The sequence below is a fragment of the Sporolactobacillus terrae genome (genome assembly GCF_019930545.1).
Classification (GTDB): domain Bacteria; phylum Bacillota; class Bacilli; order Bacillales; family Sporolactobacillaceae; genus Sporolactobacillus; species Sporolactobacillus terrae.
In genome coordinates, this window is record NZ_CP082837.1 from 887,668 (window position 1) to 902,896 (window position 15,229).

Annotated in this window: 19 protein-coding genes; all 19 read left to right on the top strand. The window is 43.8% G+C overall.

The window, feature by feature from the left end; translation table 11 throughout:
- The first annotated feature begins 42 nt into the window (after positions 1–42).
- The 19 genes from codY (at position 43) to K7399_RS04125 (ending at position 15,229) form a co-directional block, all read left to right on the top strand.
- Positions 43–819, top strand: coding sequence for a GTP-sensing pleiotropic transcriptional regulator CodY (gene codY, locus K7399_RS04035; RefSeq protein WP_028977945.1), 777 nt, complete (start codon positions 43–45; stop codon positions 817–819).
- 986 nt (positions 820–1,805) lie between these two features.
- Positions 1,806–2,183, top strand: a complete 378-nt coding sequence (gene flgB / locus K7399_RS04040; RefSeq protein ID WP_051578080.1) for a flagellar basal body rod protein FlgB — start codon at positions 1,806–1,808, stop codon at positions 2,181–2,183.
- Entirely contained in the window at positions 2,183–2,629 is a 447-nt protein-coding gene (flgC, locus tag K7399_RS04045; protein ID WP_028977947.1) for a flagellar basal body rod protein FlgC, read from the top strand. The genes flgB and flgC overlap by 1 nt, the downstream gene beginning before the upstream one ends.
- Positions 2,630–2,638: 9 nt before the next feature.
- Positions 2,639–2,938, top strand: coding sequence for a flagellar hook-basal body complex protein FliE (gene fliE / locus K7399_RS04050; RefSeq protein ID WP_028983000.1), 300 nt, complete (start codon positions 2,639–2,641; stop codon positions 2,936–2,938).
- 36 nt (positions 2,939–2,974) lie between these two features.
- Positions 2,975–4,567, top strand: a complete 1,593-nt coding sequence (gene fliF, locus K7399_RS04055; protein WP_028977949.1) for a flagellar basal-body MS-ring/collar protein FliF — start codon at positions 2,975–2,977, stop codon at positions 4,565–4,567.
- Between the two features lie 13 nt (positions 4,568–4,580).
- Positions 4,581–5,597 carry a flagellar motor switch protein FliG gene (gene fliG / locus K7399_RS04060; RefSeq protein ID WP_028977950.1) on the top strand — a complete coding sequence of 339 codons (1,017 nt, stop codon included), beginning with the start codon at positions 4,581–4,583 and terminating at the stop codon, positions 5,595–5,597.
- On the top strand, positions 5,590–6,351 hold the full coding sequence (gene fliH, locus K7399_RS04065) for a flagellar assembly protein FliH (RefSeq protein ID WP_028977951.1): 762 nt from the start codon (positions 5,590–5,592) through the stop codon (positions 6,349–6,351). Before fliG ends, fliH begins: the two co-directional genes overlap by 8 nt.
- Positions 6,348–7,673: a flagellar protein export ATPase FliI gene (gene fliI / locus K7399_RS04070; RefSeq protein WP_028977952.1), complete on the top strand. Its 1,326-nt coding sequence runs from the start codon at positions 6,348–6,350 to the stop codon at positions 7,671–7,673. Before fliH ends, fliI begins: the two co-directional genes overlap by 4 nt.
- A complete protein-coding gene (fliJ, locus tag K7399_RS04075) occupies positions 7,663–8,100 on the top strand; it encodes a flagellar export protein FliJ (RefSeq protein ID WP_028977953.1) in 438 nt (145 codons plus the stop codon). Before fliI ends, fliJ begins: the two co-directional genes overlap by 11 nt.
- A 17-nt stretch (positions 8,101–8,117) precedes the next feature.
- Entirely contained in the window at positions 8,118–8,747 is a 630-nt protein-coding gene (locus tag K7399_RS04080; RefSeq protein WP_028977954.1) for a magnesium transporter MgtE N-terminal domain-containing protein, read from the top strand.
- A gap of 34 nt (positions 8,748–8,781) precedes the next feature.
- Positions 8,782–10,182 carry a flagellar hook-length control protein FliK gene (locus tag K7399_RS04085; protein ID WP_028977955.1) on the top strand — a complete coding sequence of 467 codons (1,401 nt, stop codon included), beginning with the start codon at positions 8,782–8,784 and terminating at the stop codon, positions 10,180–10,182.
- Position 10,183: 1 nt separating this feature from the next.
- Entirely contained in the window at positions 10,184–10,654 is a 471-nt protein-coding gene (locus tag K7399_RS04090) for a flagellar hook capping FlgD N-terminal domain-containing protein (RefSeq protein ID WP_028977956.1), read from the top strand.
- Positions 10,647–11,039, top strand: coding sequence for a TIGR02530 family flagellar biosynthesis protein (locus K7399_RS04095; RefSeq protein WP_051575135.1), 393 nt, complete (start codon positions 10,647–10,649; stop codon positions 11,037–11,039). The genes K7399_RS04090 and K7399_RS04095 overlap by 8 nt, the downstream gene beginning before the upstream one ends.
- Positions 11,040–11,112: 73 nt before the next feature.
- Complete coding sequence (locus tag K7399_RS04100) at positions 11,113–11,892, top strand: flagellar hook-basal body complex protein (protein ID WP_028977958.1); 780 nt, start codon at positions 11,113–11,115, stop codon at positions 11,890–11,892.
- Between the two features lie 33 nt (positions 11,893–11,925).
- Positions 11,926–12,189: a flagellar FlbD family protein gene (locus tag K7399_RS04105; protein WP_414625725.1), complete on the top strand. Its 264-nt coding sequence runs from the start codon at positions 11,926–11,928 to the stop codon at positions 12,187–12,189.
- Positions 12,168–12,599, top strand: coding sequence for a flagellar basal body-associated FliL family protein (locus K7399_RS04110; protein ID WP_028977960.1), 432 nt, complete (start codon positions 12,168–12,170; stop codon positions 12,597–12,599). Before K7399_RS04105 ends, K7399_RS04110 begins: the two co-directional genes overlap by 22 nt.
- Before the next feature lie 31 nt (positions 12,600–12,630).
- Positions 12,631–13,629, top strand: coding sequence for a flagellar motor switch protein FliM (gene fliM, locus K7399_RS04115; protein ID WP_028977961.1), 999 nt, complete (start codon positions 12,631–12,633; stop codon positions 13,627–13,629).
- A complete protein-coding gene (gene fliY, locus K7399_RS04120; RefSeq protein ID WP_028977962.1) occupies positions 13,622–14,794 on the top strand; it encodes a flagellar motor switch phosphatase FliY in 1,173 nt (390 codons plus the stop codon). The genes fliM and fliY overlap by 8 nt, the downstream gene beginning before the upstream one ends.
- Before the next feature lie 72 nt (positions 14,795–14,866).
- A complete protein-coding gene (locus K7399_RS04125) occupies positions 14,867–15,229 on the top strand; it encodes a response regulator (protein ID WP_028977963.1) in 363 nt (120 codons plus the stop codon).

Genomic DNA, 15,229 nt, shown 5'->3' on the forward strand with positions numbered 1-15,229 from the left:
AACACTTTAACTCAGTATTTGTTGTTTTTAGGAGGAATTATGATGACGTTGCTTGAAAAAACTAGAAAGATTAATCAATTATTACAAGGTACTAAAACACAGGTTGATTTTAATGAAATGGCGCAAACGCTGCGCGATGTCATTCAAACCAACACGTTTGTTGTCAGCCGTCGGGGAAAAATTTTGGGTATGTCTTTGAAACTGGAATTTGATAACGAACGGATTCAAAAGATGTTTGAAAGCAGGCAGTTGCCTGACGATTATACTCAGAGCTTGTTTTCTGTAGTCCAAACTTCGTCTAATATTGATGTGGACAGTGAATTCAGTATTTTTCCTGATGAAAATAAGGAACTGTTCAAAAATGGTTTGACAACGGTCGTTCCGATTGTAGGTGGCGGCGAACGTTTAGGAACTTTAATCCTTTCGCGTCTTGGAGAAACATTCGCCGACGAGGATCTCATCCTTGCAGAGTATGGGGCAACCGTTGTTGGGATGGAAATCCTGCGTGAAAAAACCGATGAGGTTGAAGAAGAAGCACGTGAGAAAGCGATCGTTCAGATGGCAATCGGATCGTTATCGTACAGCGAACTTGAAGCAATTGAGCATATTTTCGAAGAGCTGGACGGCAAGGAAGGTTTGCTGGTTGCAAGTAAAATTGCCGATCGAGTCGGCATCACGCGTTCGGTCATTGTCAATGCACTGCGCAAATTAGAAAGTGCCGGCGTGATCGAATCACGTTCACTCGGAATGAAGGGTACTTATATTAAAGTACTGAATGATAAGTTCCTTTATGAGCTGAACCGAATCAAGGGCGAATAAGCTTCGAAAAATCATAGCTTTGGTGTCATCAAAGGACCTTTGGCAATTTATAAATTGCCAAAGGTCCTTTTTTAGTGCGCCCGGCATGGACGATAACTTGGCGGTGTAAGTCCGTCGTAGGCCGTAGCGGTCGGAACTACTAGCTGAGGACAAGGGTGTCTCCCGTGAGGGAGAATCTGAAGGAAGTCTAAAGCAAAGTGCTGAACTGATGCATCCATGACCCGCTTGAGGGGCGCGGGACACCTGCGGGATCACGCTTAGTTGATGTGTGCCAACGAGACCCCGCAGATGCCTGCCTGTCTGAGGAGGTTCGCGGTGCGCCCGCGGCAAGCAAGTAACCGAAGCGACGATTCAGCACTGAAAAGACACGACTCCATCACACATGGCTGAAGATTAGGGATCGGACGCTGCTAAAGGCGTGTCCTGTGCTCGACGCGGAAGTCAATGCATGCTGGGGAAGTAAGGACCAGGTGTTTTTCCCCCAATTTTCCTTACAAGTAAATAAGGCTTATGACTTTGGATTTGCCGATACCAGCTTAATCAGTTCGAATACATAAGGCAAGACGCCTGCGGAGCGGATCTGTTGATCGCGAGCGACGCAAATCTCTGCCTGCAATCATTCGCAGTAAAGGCAAGGGCCAGTAAGGTAGAAGCAGCAGTTTTACGATGCTTTTGCGATGAATTCAATCAAATATAGCATCTGATTATTGAGAATAAACCGAAAGTTTGGACAGGTAGTTCATAAGACCTTTTTTTATTTTTGGGTAAAAATCGAAAACGCATACATTGAATGTTTTTTATGCTTAATATGGAAAACAATGGAAATTCAAGAGTCAAAACGCCCACAAAAAAATGCTTGTGTCTGTCGAATTTAGTCGACTAATAGAAAACATCGTGAACTTTAGTCGAATAATTGATAAAATAGATAGCGTAAAGATTGTGTCTTGTCAGTACTTATCTGCAAGAAATGAAAGGGTGAGATGATCATGCAAATAACCCCAATGACTGCTTTGGAACAAGGGTTGAACAGATCAATAGCCGCTCAAAACGCAATCGCTCAAAATATTGCTAATGTTGATACGCCGGATTACAAAGCAAAAAAAGTGTTGTTTGAAGACGTTCTTGACAGTAAAATGCAAGCGAATCGGACCAATCCAAAGCATCTAAACTTCTCTTCCGCTGGTGAAACAGGTTTCCGAATCGCGAACGATTCATTTGGTGCGGTACAAAATAATGGAAACAATGTTGACCTAGAGCATGAAATGTCTGAACTGGCACAAAATCAGCTGCTTTATCAAACGTTGAGCCAAGCTGCAAGCGATCAATTTCAAAAGTTTAACATTGTTTTAGGAGGCGCTAAATAATGGGGATGTTCAGCGGACTTAATGTTTCGGCTTCTGGATTGACAGCACAGCGTTTTCGGATGGATGTCCTGTCAGCGAATATTGCAAATCAAGATACAACACGAGGTCGCTACGTGAATGGACACTGGGAACCGTACACGAGAAAAGTTGTCAACCTAAAGACGATTGATTCGCATGCGTTTGATACTCATTTTAATCAGGCGCTCGGCAACGCATCCGGTGGGGTCGAAGTGGCCTCGGTAAGTGAAGATCCGACTGCCTTCCCAGTGAAATACGACCCACAAAATCCTGATGCTGATGATGCCGGTTATGTACGTCAATCCAATGTTGATCCATTAAAAGAAATGGTCGACCTGATGGATGCCAACCGCGCTTACGAAGCAGGGGTTACAGTGATGAACGCAAATAAAAACATACTGTCCCGAGCATTAGAAATAGGAAGGTAGGCTGGAGCATTGACACTAAATGCAGTGAATCTAAATACATTTTCCGATGCAACGAATCAATCGGTTAAGTCTGTATCTCAAACGCAAAATGATTTTGCAAAGGTGCTCAAAGATGCGTTAGGTTCTGTGAATGACGCGCAGCAATCGACAAATCAATTGGTTAGTGAAGTGGCGAGCGGAAATAGTGATATGGACTTACATAACTTTATGATTGCCATGCAAAAATCGAACGTTCTGTTGAAAACCACGGTTCAAGTCCGTGATCGGGTTGTTGAAGCCTACCAAGAAGTTATGAGAATGCAAGTCTAAATTTGGTGTGTGCGGACGATGAACGGAGGTAGCGGAATGAAAGAACGACTCGTATCATGGTTTAATCGAATAAAAACATTTTGGGGCAAGATACCGAAAAAAAACAAGATTTGGATGATCAGCGGTTCAGCTGTTGTTTTAGCAGCGTTGCTATTGATTTTGTTCCTAACAAATATAAAGCATTACACGCCGCTGTACAGCGGCCTTTCGGAAAATGAAGCAGGGCAAATTACAGATGACTTAGATAGCAAGAGTGTTCCTTATAAACTATCAAATGGCGGAACAACGATCAGTGTACCTGAAAAGCAAGTTGATCAGCTTAAAGTTGAACTTGCTGCTCAAGGATTACCGAAGACGGGACAAATTGACTATTCTTTCTTTGGCCAAAATGCCGGGTTTGGGATGACGGATAAACAATTCGACGTTCTTCAGCGTGCCGCAATGCAAACGGAGCTTGCCAATTTAATCGCGAATACAAAGGGCGTGAAATCCGCTAAGGTAATGATCAGCTTGCCGCAAAACGATGTATGGGTGAGCGATCAGGACAAGAAGAGTGGCACATCGGCATCCATTGTACTTAATGTAACACCGGGTTATCAGTTGAGTGCTGATCAGATCAATGGACTCTACCATCTTGTAGCCAAAAGTGTACCGAACTTATCTGTAGATAATATTGTCATCATGGATCAGTATTTCAACTACTATGATTTGAAAAATAATAATAATACCAACGGATCAACATTATCTGCTTACGATCAGCAGCAAGCAATTATTCGCGATGTTGAAAACAATGTTCAGCGAAGAGTCACGCAAATGCTGACCATGATGATGGGTGAAGGCAAGGTAATGGTTAATGTAACGGCTAACGTTGACTTCACGCAATCAAAGGAAAAACAGGAACTTGTAGAGCCGGTCAACCAGCAGACGATGGAAGGTATTCAGACGAGTACTGAACACATAACGGAGAACTATACCGGTCAAGGGGCTGCAGGACAAGCCGGTACGGGAACCAATGATACACAAACGCCTACATATCAAGATGGAACAAGCGGAAACGGGAACTATCAGAAAGTTGAAGACCGAGTCAATTATGAATTTAATCGCATTCACCGAGAAGTCACAAACAGCCCATATAAAGTGAATGATTTAGGCATCCAAGTGATGATTGAACCTCCGACAGCAAGTAACAACACCAGCTTGTCGGCACAGAGCGTGAACGACGTACGGCAAATATTAAATTCTATTATTAAAACGACCATTTCCGATCCGCAAGGACAAGAACTAACGAACAACGCCATTAACCAGAAGACATCGGTAACCGTTGGACGATTTAATGGAAAGTCAACCGCGCAGGCGCAAGCTAGCAAGATCAATTGGCTCTGGATTGCAGGAGGGATTCTTCTCGCACTGCTCATGATCGGTCTCATTTTATGGCTGATTAAGCGCAGAAAAAATGATGAGGCTGCTGAGACGGTCGTTGAAGATATTCCGCAGCAAGAAGATTACCAAGCGATGCTTAATCAAGAAAATCCGGAACAAAAGAAATTTCATGAATTGGAAGAGATGGCAAAAGAGAAGCCTGATCAATTTGTTAAGCTACTGCGTGGCTGGATAGCAGAGGATAAGTAAGGGAGGCGATAATATGCCTGATCGAAGAACCAAATTAACAGGAAAACAAAAGGCCGCTATATTAATGATCGCTTTAGGAACCGATGTTTCCGCACACATTATGAAGCAATTTACAGAACAAGAAATTGAAGATATGACCTTGGAAATTTCCAATGCACGAAAAATAGATTCCGACACCAAAACGCAAATAATCGATGAGTTTTTTCAAACAGCGGTTGCGCAAGATTACATTGCACAAGGCGGAATCGGTTATGCGAAACAGGTCCTTGAAAAAGCGCTGGGATCAGATGAAGCCAATAAAGTGATCCAACGGCTGACGTCAACGCTGCAGGTGAAACCATTTGATTTCATGAGGAAAAGCGATCCACAACAAATCCTTAACTTTATCCAAAACGAACATCCGCAAACGATTGCACTGGTTTTATCTTATTTGGAGCCTGATCAAGCGGGCGCCGTACTTTCAGCACTGCCCGTAGAGCTGCAAGCTCAAGTTGCGCGCAGAATAGCCCAAATGGATCGCACCTCACCTGAAACGATCGCACAAGTGGAACGGATTTTGGAGAAGAAAATTTCCAGTTCATCGGTGACCGAGGACTATACACAAACAGGCGGCATTACGTCAATTGTCAGCGTCTTAAATGGTGTAGACCGTACAACTGAACGGAATATCCTTGAAAAACTGGAACAGCAGAATCCTGATCTTGCTGAAGAAATTAAGAAGAGAATGTTTGTATTCGAAGACATTATCATTCTGGATGATCGTGCGGTTCAGCGCGTCATTCGCGAAAGTGAGAATGAAGATCTGATCTTAGCGCTGCGTACAGCAAGTGATGAAGTGAAGGATCTTATGTTTAAGAATATGTCGGAACGTATGGCTGCAAGTTTTAAAGAAGAGCTTAATTATATGGGTCCGGTTCGGCTGCACGATGTCGAAGAAGCTCAAACACGTATCGTAAATACGATTCGAAAATTGGAAGATGCCGGTGAAATTGTAATTGCACGCGGAAATGGGGATGACGTGATTGTCTAACCTGCTCAAGAATATTCGCCTTGATGGACAAACAAAATTTGTGCATCGTACGGCAACAATCGATCCCAAGCTTGATTCGTTGAATGAATCCTCGGATGCACAATCCGTTGAAAAAACGCTGCAACAAAAAATTGAGGCAGCAAAACACGAGGCAGAACGGATCATTCAAAAAGCGCAAGCAAGAGCAGAAGCAGTTGAACAACAGGCTGTTGTCAAAGAGCAGGAAGCAGAACATCGGCGTGCTGACGCTTTCCAGCAGAAGGTTCAGGAAGGTTATGAAACAGGATTCAACAAGGGCACCAATGAAGCGGCGGCACACTATGCTGCATTGATTGAACAGGGAAATCAGTTTATTGATCAGGCGCATACCGTTTATGACGATGCGATTCAAAAGGCAGCGCCGGATATTCTTAGAATGTCGATCGCCATTGCCGAGAAAATTGTTAATGATTCGCTGGCAGAAGATAAAAAGAAGTGGCAGGGACTGGTTGCTAAAGCAATTCAGGAAGTTCGCGATCAGGAAAAAATCAAAATAATCGTTGCTCCGCTTCATTTTGATTTTCTTAACCAAAGTCGGCAAATTCTTCAACAATATGTTCAGGATGCCAAACTTTATATTTATGCTGATCCTGATTTTGCTGAAAATGATTGCATCATTGAAACAGCGTTTGGAAAAATTGATGCCGGAGTGGACAGCCAGTTGCAGGTCATTAAAAAGAGATTGACGGAACTGATGGAGGAAAAAGAGCGATGAATGCGGACACACTGATTGAACATCTAGCGGACATTGACAGTTATCGCCGTTATGGAAAGATTCATCGTGTTGTTGGGTTGCTCATTGAGTCCAAGGGACCTTCGGCATCTGTAGGTGATGTCTGTCTGATACATATTAAGAGTGGCAAGAAAGTATTGGCGGAAGTGGTGGGGTTTAAAGAAGAGAACATATTACTTATGCCTTTTACTTCGGTGACGACGATTGCACCGGGATGCTTGGTGGAAGCGACAGGTAAACCACTTGAAGTGAAGGTAAACGAGGAATTGATCGGTCAAGTTTGCGACAGCTTGGGCCGTCCGCTGTCTGACATGCGCTTTACGAAACCGGTTGATCGCGTAACAACGAATCAGAGTCCGCCCAACCCTATGACACGGCCCAGAATTTCAGAGCCTATTGAACTTGGCGTTCGCTCAATCAATGGATTGCTGACTGTTGGAAGAGGTCAGCGGATCGGGATTTTTGCCGGAAGCGGTGTGGGAAAGAGTACGTTGATGGGGATGGTTGCCAGAAATACATCGGCCGACCTCAATGTGATTGCATTGATCGGTGAACGGGGGCGTGAAGTCAGAGAATTCTTGGAGAAGGATCTGGGACCTGAAGGAATGAAACGCTCAATTATCATTGTCGCAACCAGTGATCAGCCGGCTTTAATGCGCATAAAAGGTGCCTTTACCGCGACATCGATCGCCGAGTATTTTCGATCAAAAGGAAAAGACGTATTGCTGATGATGGATTCATTGACGCGTGTTGCCATGAGTCAGCGTGAACTGGGGCTAGCAGTTGGCGAGCCCCCAACGACAAAAGGGTATCCGCCCTCGGTTTTTGCAATGCTACCGGAATTGCTTGAACGAACAGGGACAGATGCCCATGGAACAATTACCGCTCTCTATACGGTTCTCGTCGACGGTGATGATCTTGATGAACCGGTATCCGATACAGCACGTGGAATCCTCGACGGACATATTGTTTTGGATCGTGCATTAGCGCAGAAAGGGCAGTATCCCGCAATTAACTTGCTGAAGAGTGTCAGTCGAGTGATGAATGAGATTTGTACGCCTGAACATTTGAAAGCGGCACAACATTTCCGGGCACTGCTTGCTCAGTATACGGAATCCGAGGATCTGATCGCTATTGGTGCTTACAAGCCGGGAAGTTCTGCGTCAATTGATGAGGCAATCCATTTCCATCCCAAACTCATCAGTTATTTGCGGCAGTCGGAAAATGTTGGCGTAAGCCTTCACGAGTCGATCAAGCCATTAATTGCCGAATTTGGACAGGAGGCCAAAGCCAATGGAAACTGATTACCGCTTTGAACGCGTGATGAAACTTGCAGATCACGAAAAACAAAATCTGGAAATTGAATATAAACAACTCTATGAACAGTTTGATCAGATCGCGCATCGCTTAATTGATCTTGTTGATCAAAAGGAATCGATACAAATGGATATTCAAAAAAAGATGGTGCAAGCGATGCGCGTTGATCAAATGACGATGAAATTTGCCGATATTAATAAACTGGAAATTCTCATTGAAGAAACACGCAAATATTTCCTGTCTTTAAAAGAACGGCTTGAAGTGCTGCAGACTAAATTGCAGGAGAAAACGATTGAGGTCAAAAAATATAAGAAATTGAAAGCACGCAGACAAAGCTTTGAACGGAAGCAGAGAATGCGGGACGAAATGAAGAAAATGGATGAGATTGCTGGCAGACGTGCCGCCAATCGATAAAGGGAGGGTGATGCGGCATGGAAGAAACGAAAAAAACGAGTTTTGGGATGAAGCTTTTTAAGGTACTGCTGGCAATTCTAGTTCCCTTGCTTTTTATAGTGCTGCTTGCTGCATTATTTCTGAAACTCTCTGGTGTGGATCCGATCAACGAAGCAAAGCAGTTGATTTTTCCAGAATCGAGTACTTCTCAGCAGTCCGATTCATCTGGAACAGAAGAGACAGCACAACTAAAACAGGACTTATCGAATGCGCAAACACAGAACGAACAATTGAATAAGGACAATAAAAAACTAACAACTCAAATAAACGATTTGAAAGACCAATTCGAACAACTAAAAAATGATGCTGAGACAAGCAGCGATCAAATGAAAAGTCAGTCGGAAACCGCCACACAGGCGATGTATGCGCAAACCTATCGATCAATGGATCCGGCTAAGGCGGGAGCAATCCTAAGCAAGTTGTCCGTGAAGCAGGCTGCAAAATATATCAATTACTTGGATGATAAAACCAAAGCAGCAATTCTCGAAACAATGGATCCGGAGAAGGCGGCCCAACTGACCGAGTTGCTCGAGGCAAAGCAGTCGAACACCAATACGACAGAAAGTGCCGGCACGTCGGCATCAACCGCAACGACACCAGCACCATGATCGTCGGCTATTCCTTTGAAAGGAGGTGAAAATCATGAATGTAACGGGACTGAAACGGGGAAAAGCCATCGCTGAGTTTGCAGACCGACCCGCAAAAAAGAAAAAAAAGGCATCGGCTGCGGATTCTGTTTTTCTGTCATTCATTCAGGTGATGCAAGCGAACGAGAAGCCAAATCGTCGTGCGCACGCGTTTGACTCTGAACAGAAGTCTGGTTTCAAGAAGCATACGGTCACGAGTAGGGTCGTAGCTAAAGCGAACGAACAGGGCATCGGTTTGAGCAAAGACTTGCAGATTTCCGATGCGACGAGAAAACGAACCACAATACCGGTGACCGACCAATTATCAGATCGATCAACAGATTCTATGAAACGCCGAAACAATTTCAATGAATCGGCAAACGTAAATAAAACGGATGATCAAGCATCTGCACAAAGCAAATCTCAATCTGCTGCTGCCATGGATCAAACGAACAGAATGGCGAAGCAAATTTTTTCTGTCGATCAGAAATTGAACAAAGATGACCGACCCGAACCGTCAAAACCTTCTGCTTTTACCCATAAGGCTGACCAATTACCGGCGAATCTACTGCGGATTTCCGAAAGGCAGCTTAGTCAATTAAAAGCAAGCGATGAAAGGCCAGCGATCAATCGTTTTAAGCCCAAACAAATGGCGGCTAATGCGGATGTGAGTAAAGTCAGACCTAATGCGGAGGAAACGGATCTGTTTCAGCGTGTAAATAGAGGTCCCTCAGTAGGGGAAAGCTTACGAAACGCGAAAACATCGAGGGCTGCAACGGATCGATTGCTGGCTAAAGATCACTTCAATTCAGAAACAGAAAAGCAGAAAAAGGACGTACAGGACACCCGTTCAACACTGTCTGTGGATCAAACGTGGATCGGGTCAAGAAAAATGAACAAGCTTGAGCTGCTGCATCTTTTTCAAAACCATCCTCATCAATCAGCGGAAAAGCCGGTGCATGAACAAGTTGCGGATCATTTGAACGAGTGGCTGGGAAAATCTTCGTTCAAAACTGATGAAAGCGGAATGAAGTCCTATACGATGACCCTTTATCCACAGCATCTCGGAAAACTGACGGTTTCAATTCGACAAGATAAACAATTGGGGCTAACTGCTGAGTTTACCGCAGAAACACAACAGGCAAAAGCGCTGCTGGAAGGCGATTTGGGAAAACTGAAACATCAATGTCTGGCACACGGCATTTCACTAACGCGTGTAGAAATTCATCGGTTGGATCAGCAAGCCGTGGATCAGCTCTATAACCAAGATCAGTCGAATAATGAGTCGGGGCAACAGGATGACCATCGTCAGAATCAATCCGAGGACGAACAACAGCAGCATCTGCAATCAATAAATAGCAATAGTGAAAAGAACGAACATTCTTTTAATGAATGGATGACGGGAGAGAGGATATGAGATGAGCGATCTTTCGGTTCAAGCAAAAACTAATGCGAACACTTCGTCTTCCACATCTTCAAATGTCAATCAAGCACTGGATAAAGACTCTTTTTTGAAACTGCTGATTGTACAGCTGACGAACCAAGATCCAACGTCGCCAATGGACAGTGCGCAGTTTGTATCACAAATGGCAACTTTTACGACACTTGAGCAGACGCAGAATATGAGCAACGCGATTGATAAATTGGTTGCTTCGCAATCCAATCAGTCCTTGTCGGAACAGGCAGCAATGATTGGTAAGAAAATTAATTGGGATGAAATGGTCACCGATAGTAATGGAAATACGGTGATAAAGTCATACTCTGGCGTGATCCAAGCTGTCAGTCTAAAGGATGGTTCGCTTAGCTTTCAAACCGATGATGGTTCACAAGTTGATCCCTCATCGGTTACGGAAATAAGTCAGGTCGGAGAGGCGGAACAAAGTGTCTGAGTTTCAGCCGATCACTTATTCGCCCCTGCTTCCGGTAACAGAATACAGTAACCACAGTGCTGCATCGAAAAAGAAAACGACTCATTCGTCTTTTGCAAATACACTTGAGCGTGAGTACGCTGCGGCACAAATCACGATTTCAAAACATGCACGTGATCGAATCAATCAGCGTCACATTAATATTAGTGACCAAGAATGGCATTTAATTGATGCAAAGGTGCAGGAAGCAAAAAAGATGGGGATTGACGATTCATTGGTTTTAACAAAAAAAGCTGCCTTATTGGTCAGTGCGAAGAACAACACAGTGATTACAGCAATGGGTCTGGATGAAGCAAAGTCACGGATTTTCTCCAACATTAACGGTACGATTTTAATCAATCAATAATCAGGCTGGTCCTTTTAAAGGAAAGCTGGACTGTGGATGGATCGAAGCAGTCAGATAAAAAGGAGGATTTCTTATGTTATTACGTTCATTAGGGTCAGGCGTTTCCGGTTTGAAAAACTTTCAGACAAGCTTAGACGTGATTGGCAACAACATCTCGAATGTCAGCACGACAGGGTATAAGAAAGCAAGAGTCAATTTTGAAGACTTGTTTTCCAATAACGTCCAAACAGCAAAAACCGATCAGAATGCAATCCAGGTCGGCCTCGGTGCTCAGGCGGGCTCGATTGACAATATCATCACAAACGGAGTTGCCAATCCAACCGGTAATCCTTATGATGTGGCCATTAATGGTGAAGGGTATTTTAGTGTAACTGATGGTACTAACACTTACTTCACACGTGCAGGAGATTTCAAGCTAAGCTCAGATGGAACACATTTGGTGAGCTCTCAAGGTATGGCTCTTAGTGTTGAAGGAGGAGATGGTCATGATTTTAACGATGTCAGTGCATTTACCATCGACAAACAAGGGGTTATCAGAGGAACTTTGAAGTCGGATAGTGAAACGACTGCTAATTTGGGAACAATTCAAGTTTATACGTTTAATAATCCTGCAGGACTTGAAAAAGTAGGGAATTCACTTTACCAGACAAGTCAGGCCTCTGGAACTGCAAATAATGATCAAGGAACAAACGGTCAAGGCGAATTAGTTCAAAACGCGCTTGAAGGTTCCAATGTTGATCTGACCGATGAAATGACAGCGTTGATTGAAGCGCAGCGTGCCTACCAGGCAAATGCACGTACGATCACGACAGCCGATCAGATTTTGCAGGAACTCGTGCAATTGAAGCGATAATTAAGTAAAGGAGTTAAATGAGCTGGGGCAGCATTGCTCCCAGCCCATTTTATTGCACTTATGATTACATTAACTCATTTTAATAACCGGTCCTTTTTGCTTAATCCATTTCTTATCGAACAGGTCGAATCGCTTCCTGATACGACAATTACATTAACGAATGGGAAAAAGCTGATTGTTAAAGAATCTCCTGAGGAAGTTGGCCGCATTATGACCGCCTTTCTTAACAAGATTACTTTAATCTCAGGATTGGCTGCGGAAGAAGGTGTACACCGATGTTCAAAAGCCGAGCAATGAATTTGCTTTTTACACTCATGGTGTTAGTCATCATCGGAATGATCGTTGTTTTCTTTTTTGTGTTCCGTCAGCAAAGTGATGGGGAAAACAAAGGAACGGATATCGATGAAATTGTTAACCAATTGACGGTTGATACCGGTGAAATCACGACCAACATCAAAGGCGATCATTTCATTAAATTGGACTTTAATATTCAGGTCTCAAGCAAGGAAGCTAAAGAGGAACTTGAGAAACGGACCTTTCAAGTGAAGAATGCGGTGATCTATACGGTGTCCGGTATGACGCCGGAAGATCTTCAAGATCAGCAAGGCATTGCACAACTGGAAAGCTTAATTAAGAAGAGAGTTGATGGATTTCTTCAGAGCGGAACGGTGACGCATGTCTATACAACAGAGAAGATTGTGCAATAGCTCTAGTAGAAGGCGAAGGTGGTGAGAAAAAGTGGCCGAAGTTCTTTCACAATCTGAAATTGATGCACTGCTTTCCGCACTTTCAACGGGTGAGATGGATGCGGATGAGTTGAAAAGTGAGGAAAAAAAGTCAAAGGTTCGTGTCTATGATTTTAAACGTGCCCTGCGTTTTTCAAAGGACCAAATCCGCAGTCTCACTAGAATTCATGAAAACTATGCGCGACTGCTTACGTCTTACTTTTCAGCACAGCTCAGAACGTATGTGCAAATATCCGTTGCTTCTGTCGATCAGCTGCCTTATGAAGAATTCATTCGCTCGATTCCGTCGGCAACAGTGCTCAATGTTATCGAAGCCCCTCCGCTTGAGGGTCATTTGATTGTTGAAGTAAACCCAAATATTGCGTACGCGATGCTGGATCGATTGCTTGGCGGTGCAGGTGAGAGTATGAATAAAATCGAGCACTTGACAGAAATCGAGACGGACTTAATGAAGGGCCTGTTTGAAGGCGGCTTGCCGGCATTAAAAGAAGCGTGGTCTTCGGTTGATCAAGCGATTGATCCCCATTTAATGGAACTGGAGACCAATCCACAATTTCTTCAACTGGTCTCGCCGAATGAAACGGTCATTGTGATTTCATTGTCGGCAGTGATTGGAAAGTCCAGCGGGATGATCAATCTTTGTTTGCCGCATGTTGTCCTTGAACCGATCATTCCAAAGCTGTCCATGCATTATTGGATGAATGAAAAGAAAAGCGAGACGACCAATGAAGAATTGCAGGCATTGAAAAAGAATGTAGCGCATTCAGCGGTTCCTTTAACGGCTGTTTTAGGTCATTCAAAGATCAAGGTAAGAGAATTAATGAATTTGAGCGTTGGTGATGTGATTAAGCTGGACGAGCACTTAGATCAGCCCTTGATCATTCAAGTCAGTGGGTTTCCTAAATTTATCGGGCAGCCGGGAAAACGTAAGCATCAGCTTGCAGTTCAGATCATTAAAAAGATAACAGAGGAGGTTGAGACCGATGAGTGACGGGAAGCTTTCACAAGAAGAAATAGATGCATTGCTCGGAAATCACGAAGACGCTGCATCTTCTTCCGAGCAAGAGGCTCAGAAAACGGATCAAGGTCATAACGGTACTGACGGCAATTTTTCAGATTTAGATAAAGACGTACTTGGAGAAATCGGTAATATCTCCTTCGGCAGTGCCGCTACAGCATTATCCACAATCCTAAACAGAAAGGTTGAAATTACGACGCCGCAAGTCAGACTTGTCAATCGCGGCAATCTTTCTCAGGAATTCCCTGTTCCACATGTTTCGGTTCTCGTCAATTATACAGAGGGATTTCAAGGATCATGCCTGTTAATTATTAAAGTCCACGATGCCAGTGTCATCGCAAATTTGATGATGGGCGGAGACGGAACCCAACCAAGTGATCAAATCAGTGATATGGAAATGAGCGCTGTTCAAGAAGCGATGAATCAAATGATGGGTTCTTCATCGACTGCGATGTCGACTGTATTTAATCGCCGAATCGACATTTCACCGCCAAAGCTCAATCTTATGGATGTTAAATCACAGAAGGGGATTGAACATCTGCCTTCAGATGAAGAGATGTTTGAAATCGCCTTCCAGCTGAAGATTGGCGACCTTGTTGATTCACATATCATGCAGTTGGTGCCCATTAACTTTGGCAAGCAGTTGGTTCAACTGCTGGTTCAAGAATCCAGTGGGAAAGCTGCCAACAATTTACAAGCAGATCAATCGGAGGCAGCAGCTGCACGGGACGCTTCTAATGAGAGCGAAGCCGCGGCCGCTGTTGCTGAACCTGATTTGACTTTCTCTGAGAAGGATCAAGAACACAATGCTCAGCCTGATGTTTCACCAGTGGCTTTTTCTGATTTTGACGAGGACGAACAACCTCATACCGAGCCAACGCCACGAAATATGAACTTGCTCATGGATATTCCACTTGATGTGACTGTAGAACTTGGTCATACCAAGAAGACAATTAAAGATGTTCTGGAGCTAGGACCTGGGTCAATTATAGAACTCGATAAACTCGCTGGTGAGGCGATCGATATTCTTGTCAATCAAAAATATATTGCGAAAGGCGAGGTTGTTGTCGTCGATGAGAATTTCGGCATCCGAATTACAGAAATCCTTAATCAGAGCGATCGAATCAGTCAATTGTGAACCCGCGCATGATGGAATCGGCTCTGGATCACGTCAATCGTTAATTAAAAAAAGAACATTGGAGGTATTTATATGTCAGGACGAATTCTTGTTGTTGATGATGCAGCGTTTATGCGCATGATGTTAAAAGATATTTTAACGAAAAACGGTTATGAGGTTTGCGGTGAAGGAGCAAATGGTAAGGAAGCCGTGGCTAAATATGAAGAATATAAGCCGGATCTCATCACTTTGGATATTACCATGCCTGAAATGGACGGAATCAATGCATTAAAAAAAATAAAAGCTTCGGATCCGAATGCAAAGGTAATTATGTGCTCGGCAATGGGGCAGCAAACGATGGTGATTGACGCCATTCAAGCCGGAGCAAAAGATTTTATTGTGAAACCATTCCAACCTGACCGAGTGATCGAGGCAATTAAGAAAGCGATTGGATGA

Excerpts from the sequence above, each read along its gene's own strand:
- K7399_RS04085 (WP_028977955.1), top strand. The coding sequence starts at position 8,782 with ATGAATGTAACGGGACTGAAACGGGGAAAAGCCATCGCTGAGTTTGCA.
- K7399_RS04080 (WP_028977954.1), top strand. The coding sequence starts at position 8,118 with ATGGAAGAAACGAAAAAAACGAGTTTTGGGATGAAGCTTTTTAAGGTA.
- fliG (WP_028977950.1), top strand. The coding sequence starts at position 4,581 with ATGCCTGATCGAAGAACCAAATTAACAGGAAAACAAAAGGCCGCTATA.
- K7399_RS04100 (WP_028977958.1), top strand. The coding sequence starts at position 11,113 with ATGTTATTACGTTCATTAGGGTCAGGCGTTTCCGGTTTGAAAAACTTT.
- K7399_RS04125 (WP_028977963.1), top strand. The coding sequence starts at position 14,867 with ATGTCAGGACGAATTCTTGTTGTTGATGATGCAGCGTTTATGCGCATG.
- K7399_RS04090 (WP_028977956.1), top strand. The coding sequence starts at position 10,184 with ATGAGCGATCTTTCGGTTCAAGCAAAAACTAATGCGAACACTTCGTCT.
- fliJ (WP_028977953.1), top strand. The coding sequence starts at position 7,663 with ATGGAAACTGATTACCGCTTTGAACGCGTGATGAAACTTGCAGATCAC.
- fliF (WP_028977949.1), top strand. The coding sequence starts at position 2,975 with ATGAAAGAACGACTCGTATCATGGTTTAATCGAATAAAAACATTTTGG.
- K7399_RS04110 (WP_028977960.1), top strand. The coding sequence starts at position 12,168 with ATGTTCAAAAGCCGAGCAATGAATTTGCTTTTTACACTCATGGTGTTA.
- codY (WP_028977945.1), top strand. The coding sequence starts at position 43 with ATGACGTTGCTTGAAAAAACTAGAAAGATTAATCAATTATTACAAGGT.
- fliI (WP_028977952.1), top strand. The coding sequence starts at position 6,348 with ATGAATGCGGACACACTGATTGAACATCTAGCGGACATTGACAGTTAT.
- flgC (WP_028977947.1), top strand. The coding sequence starts at position 2,183 with ATGGGGATGTTCAGCGGACTTAATGTTTCGGCTTCTGGATTGACAGCA.
- fliY (WP_028977962.1), top strand. The coding sequence starts at position 13,622 with ATGAGTGACGGGAAGCTTTCACAAGAAGAAATAGATGCATTGCTCGGA.
- flgB (WP_051578080.1), top strand. The coding sequence starts at position 1,806 with ATGCAAATAACCCCAATGACTGCTTTGGAACAAGGGTTGAACAGATCA.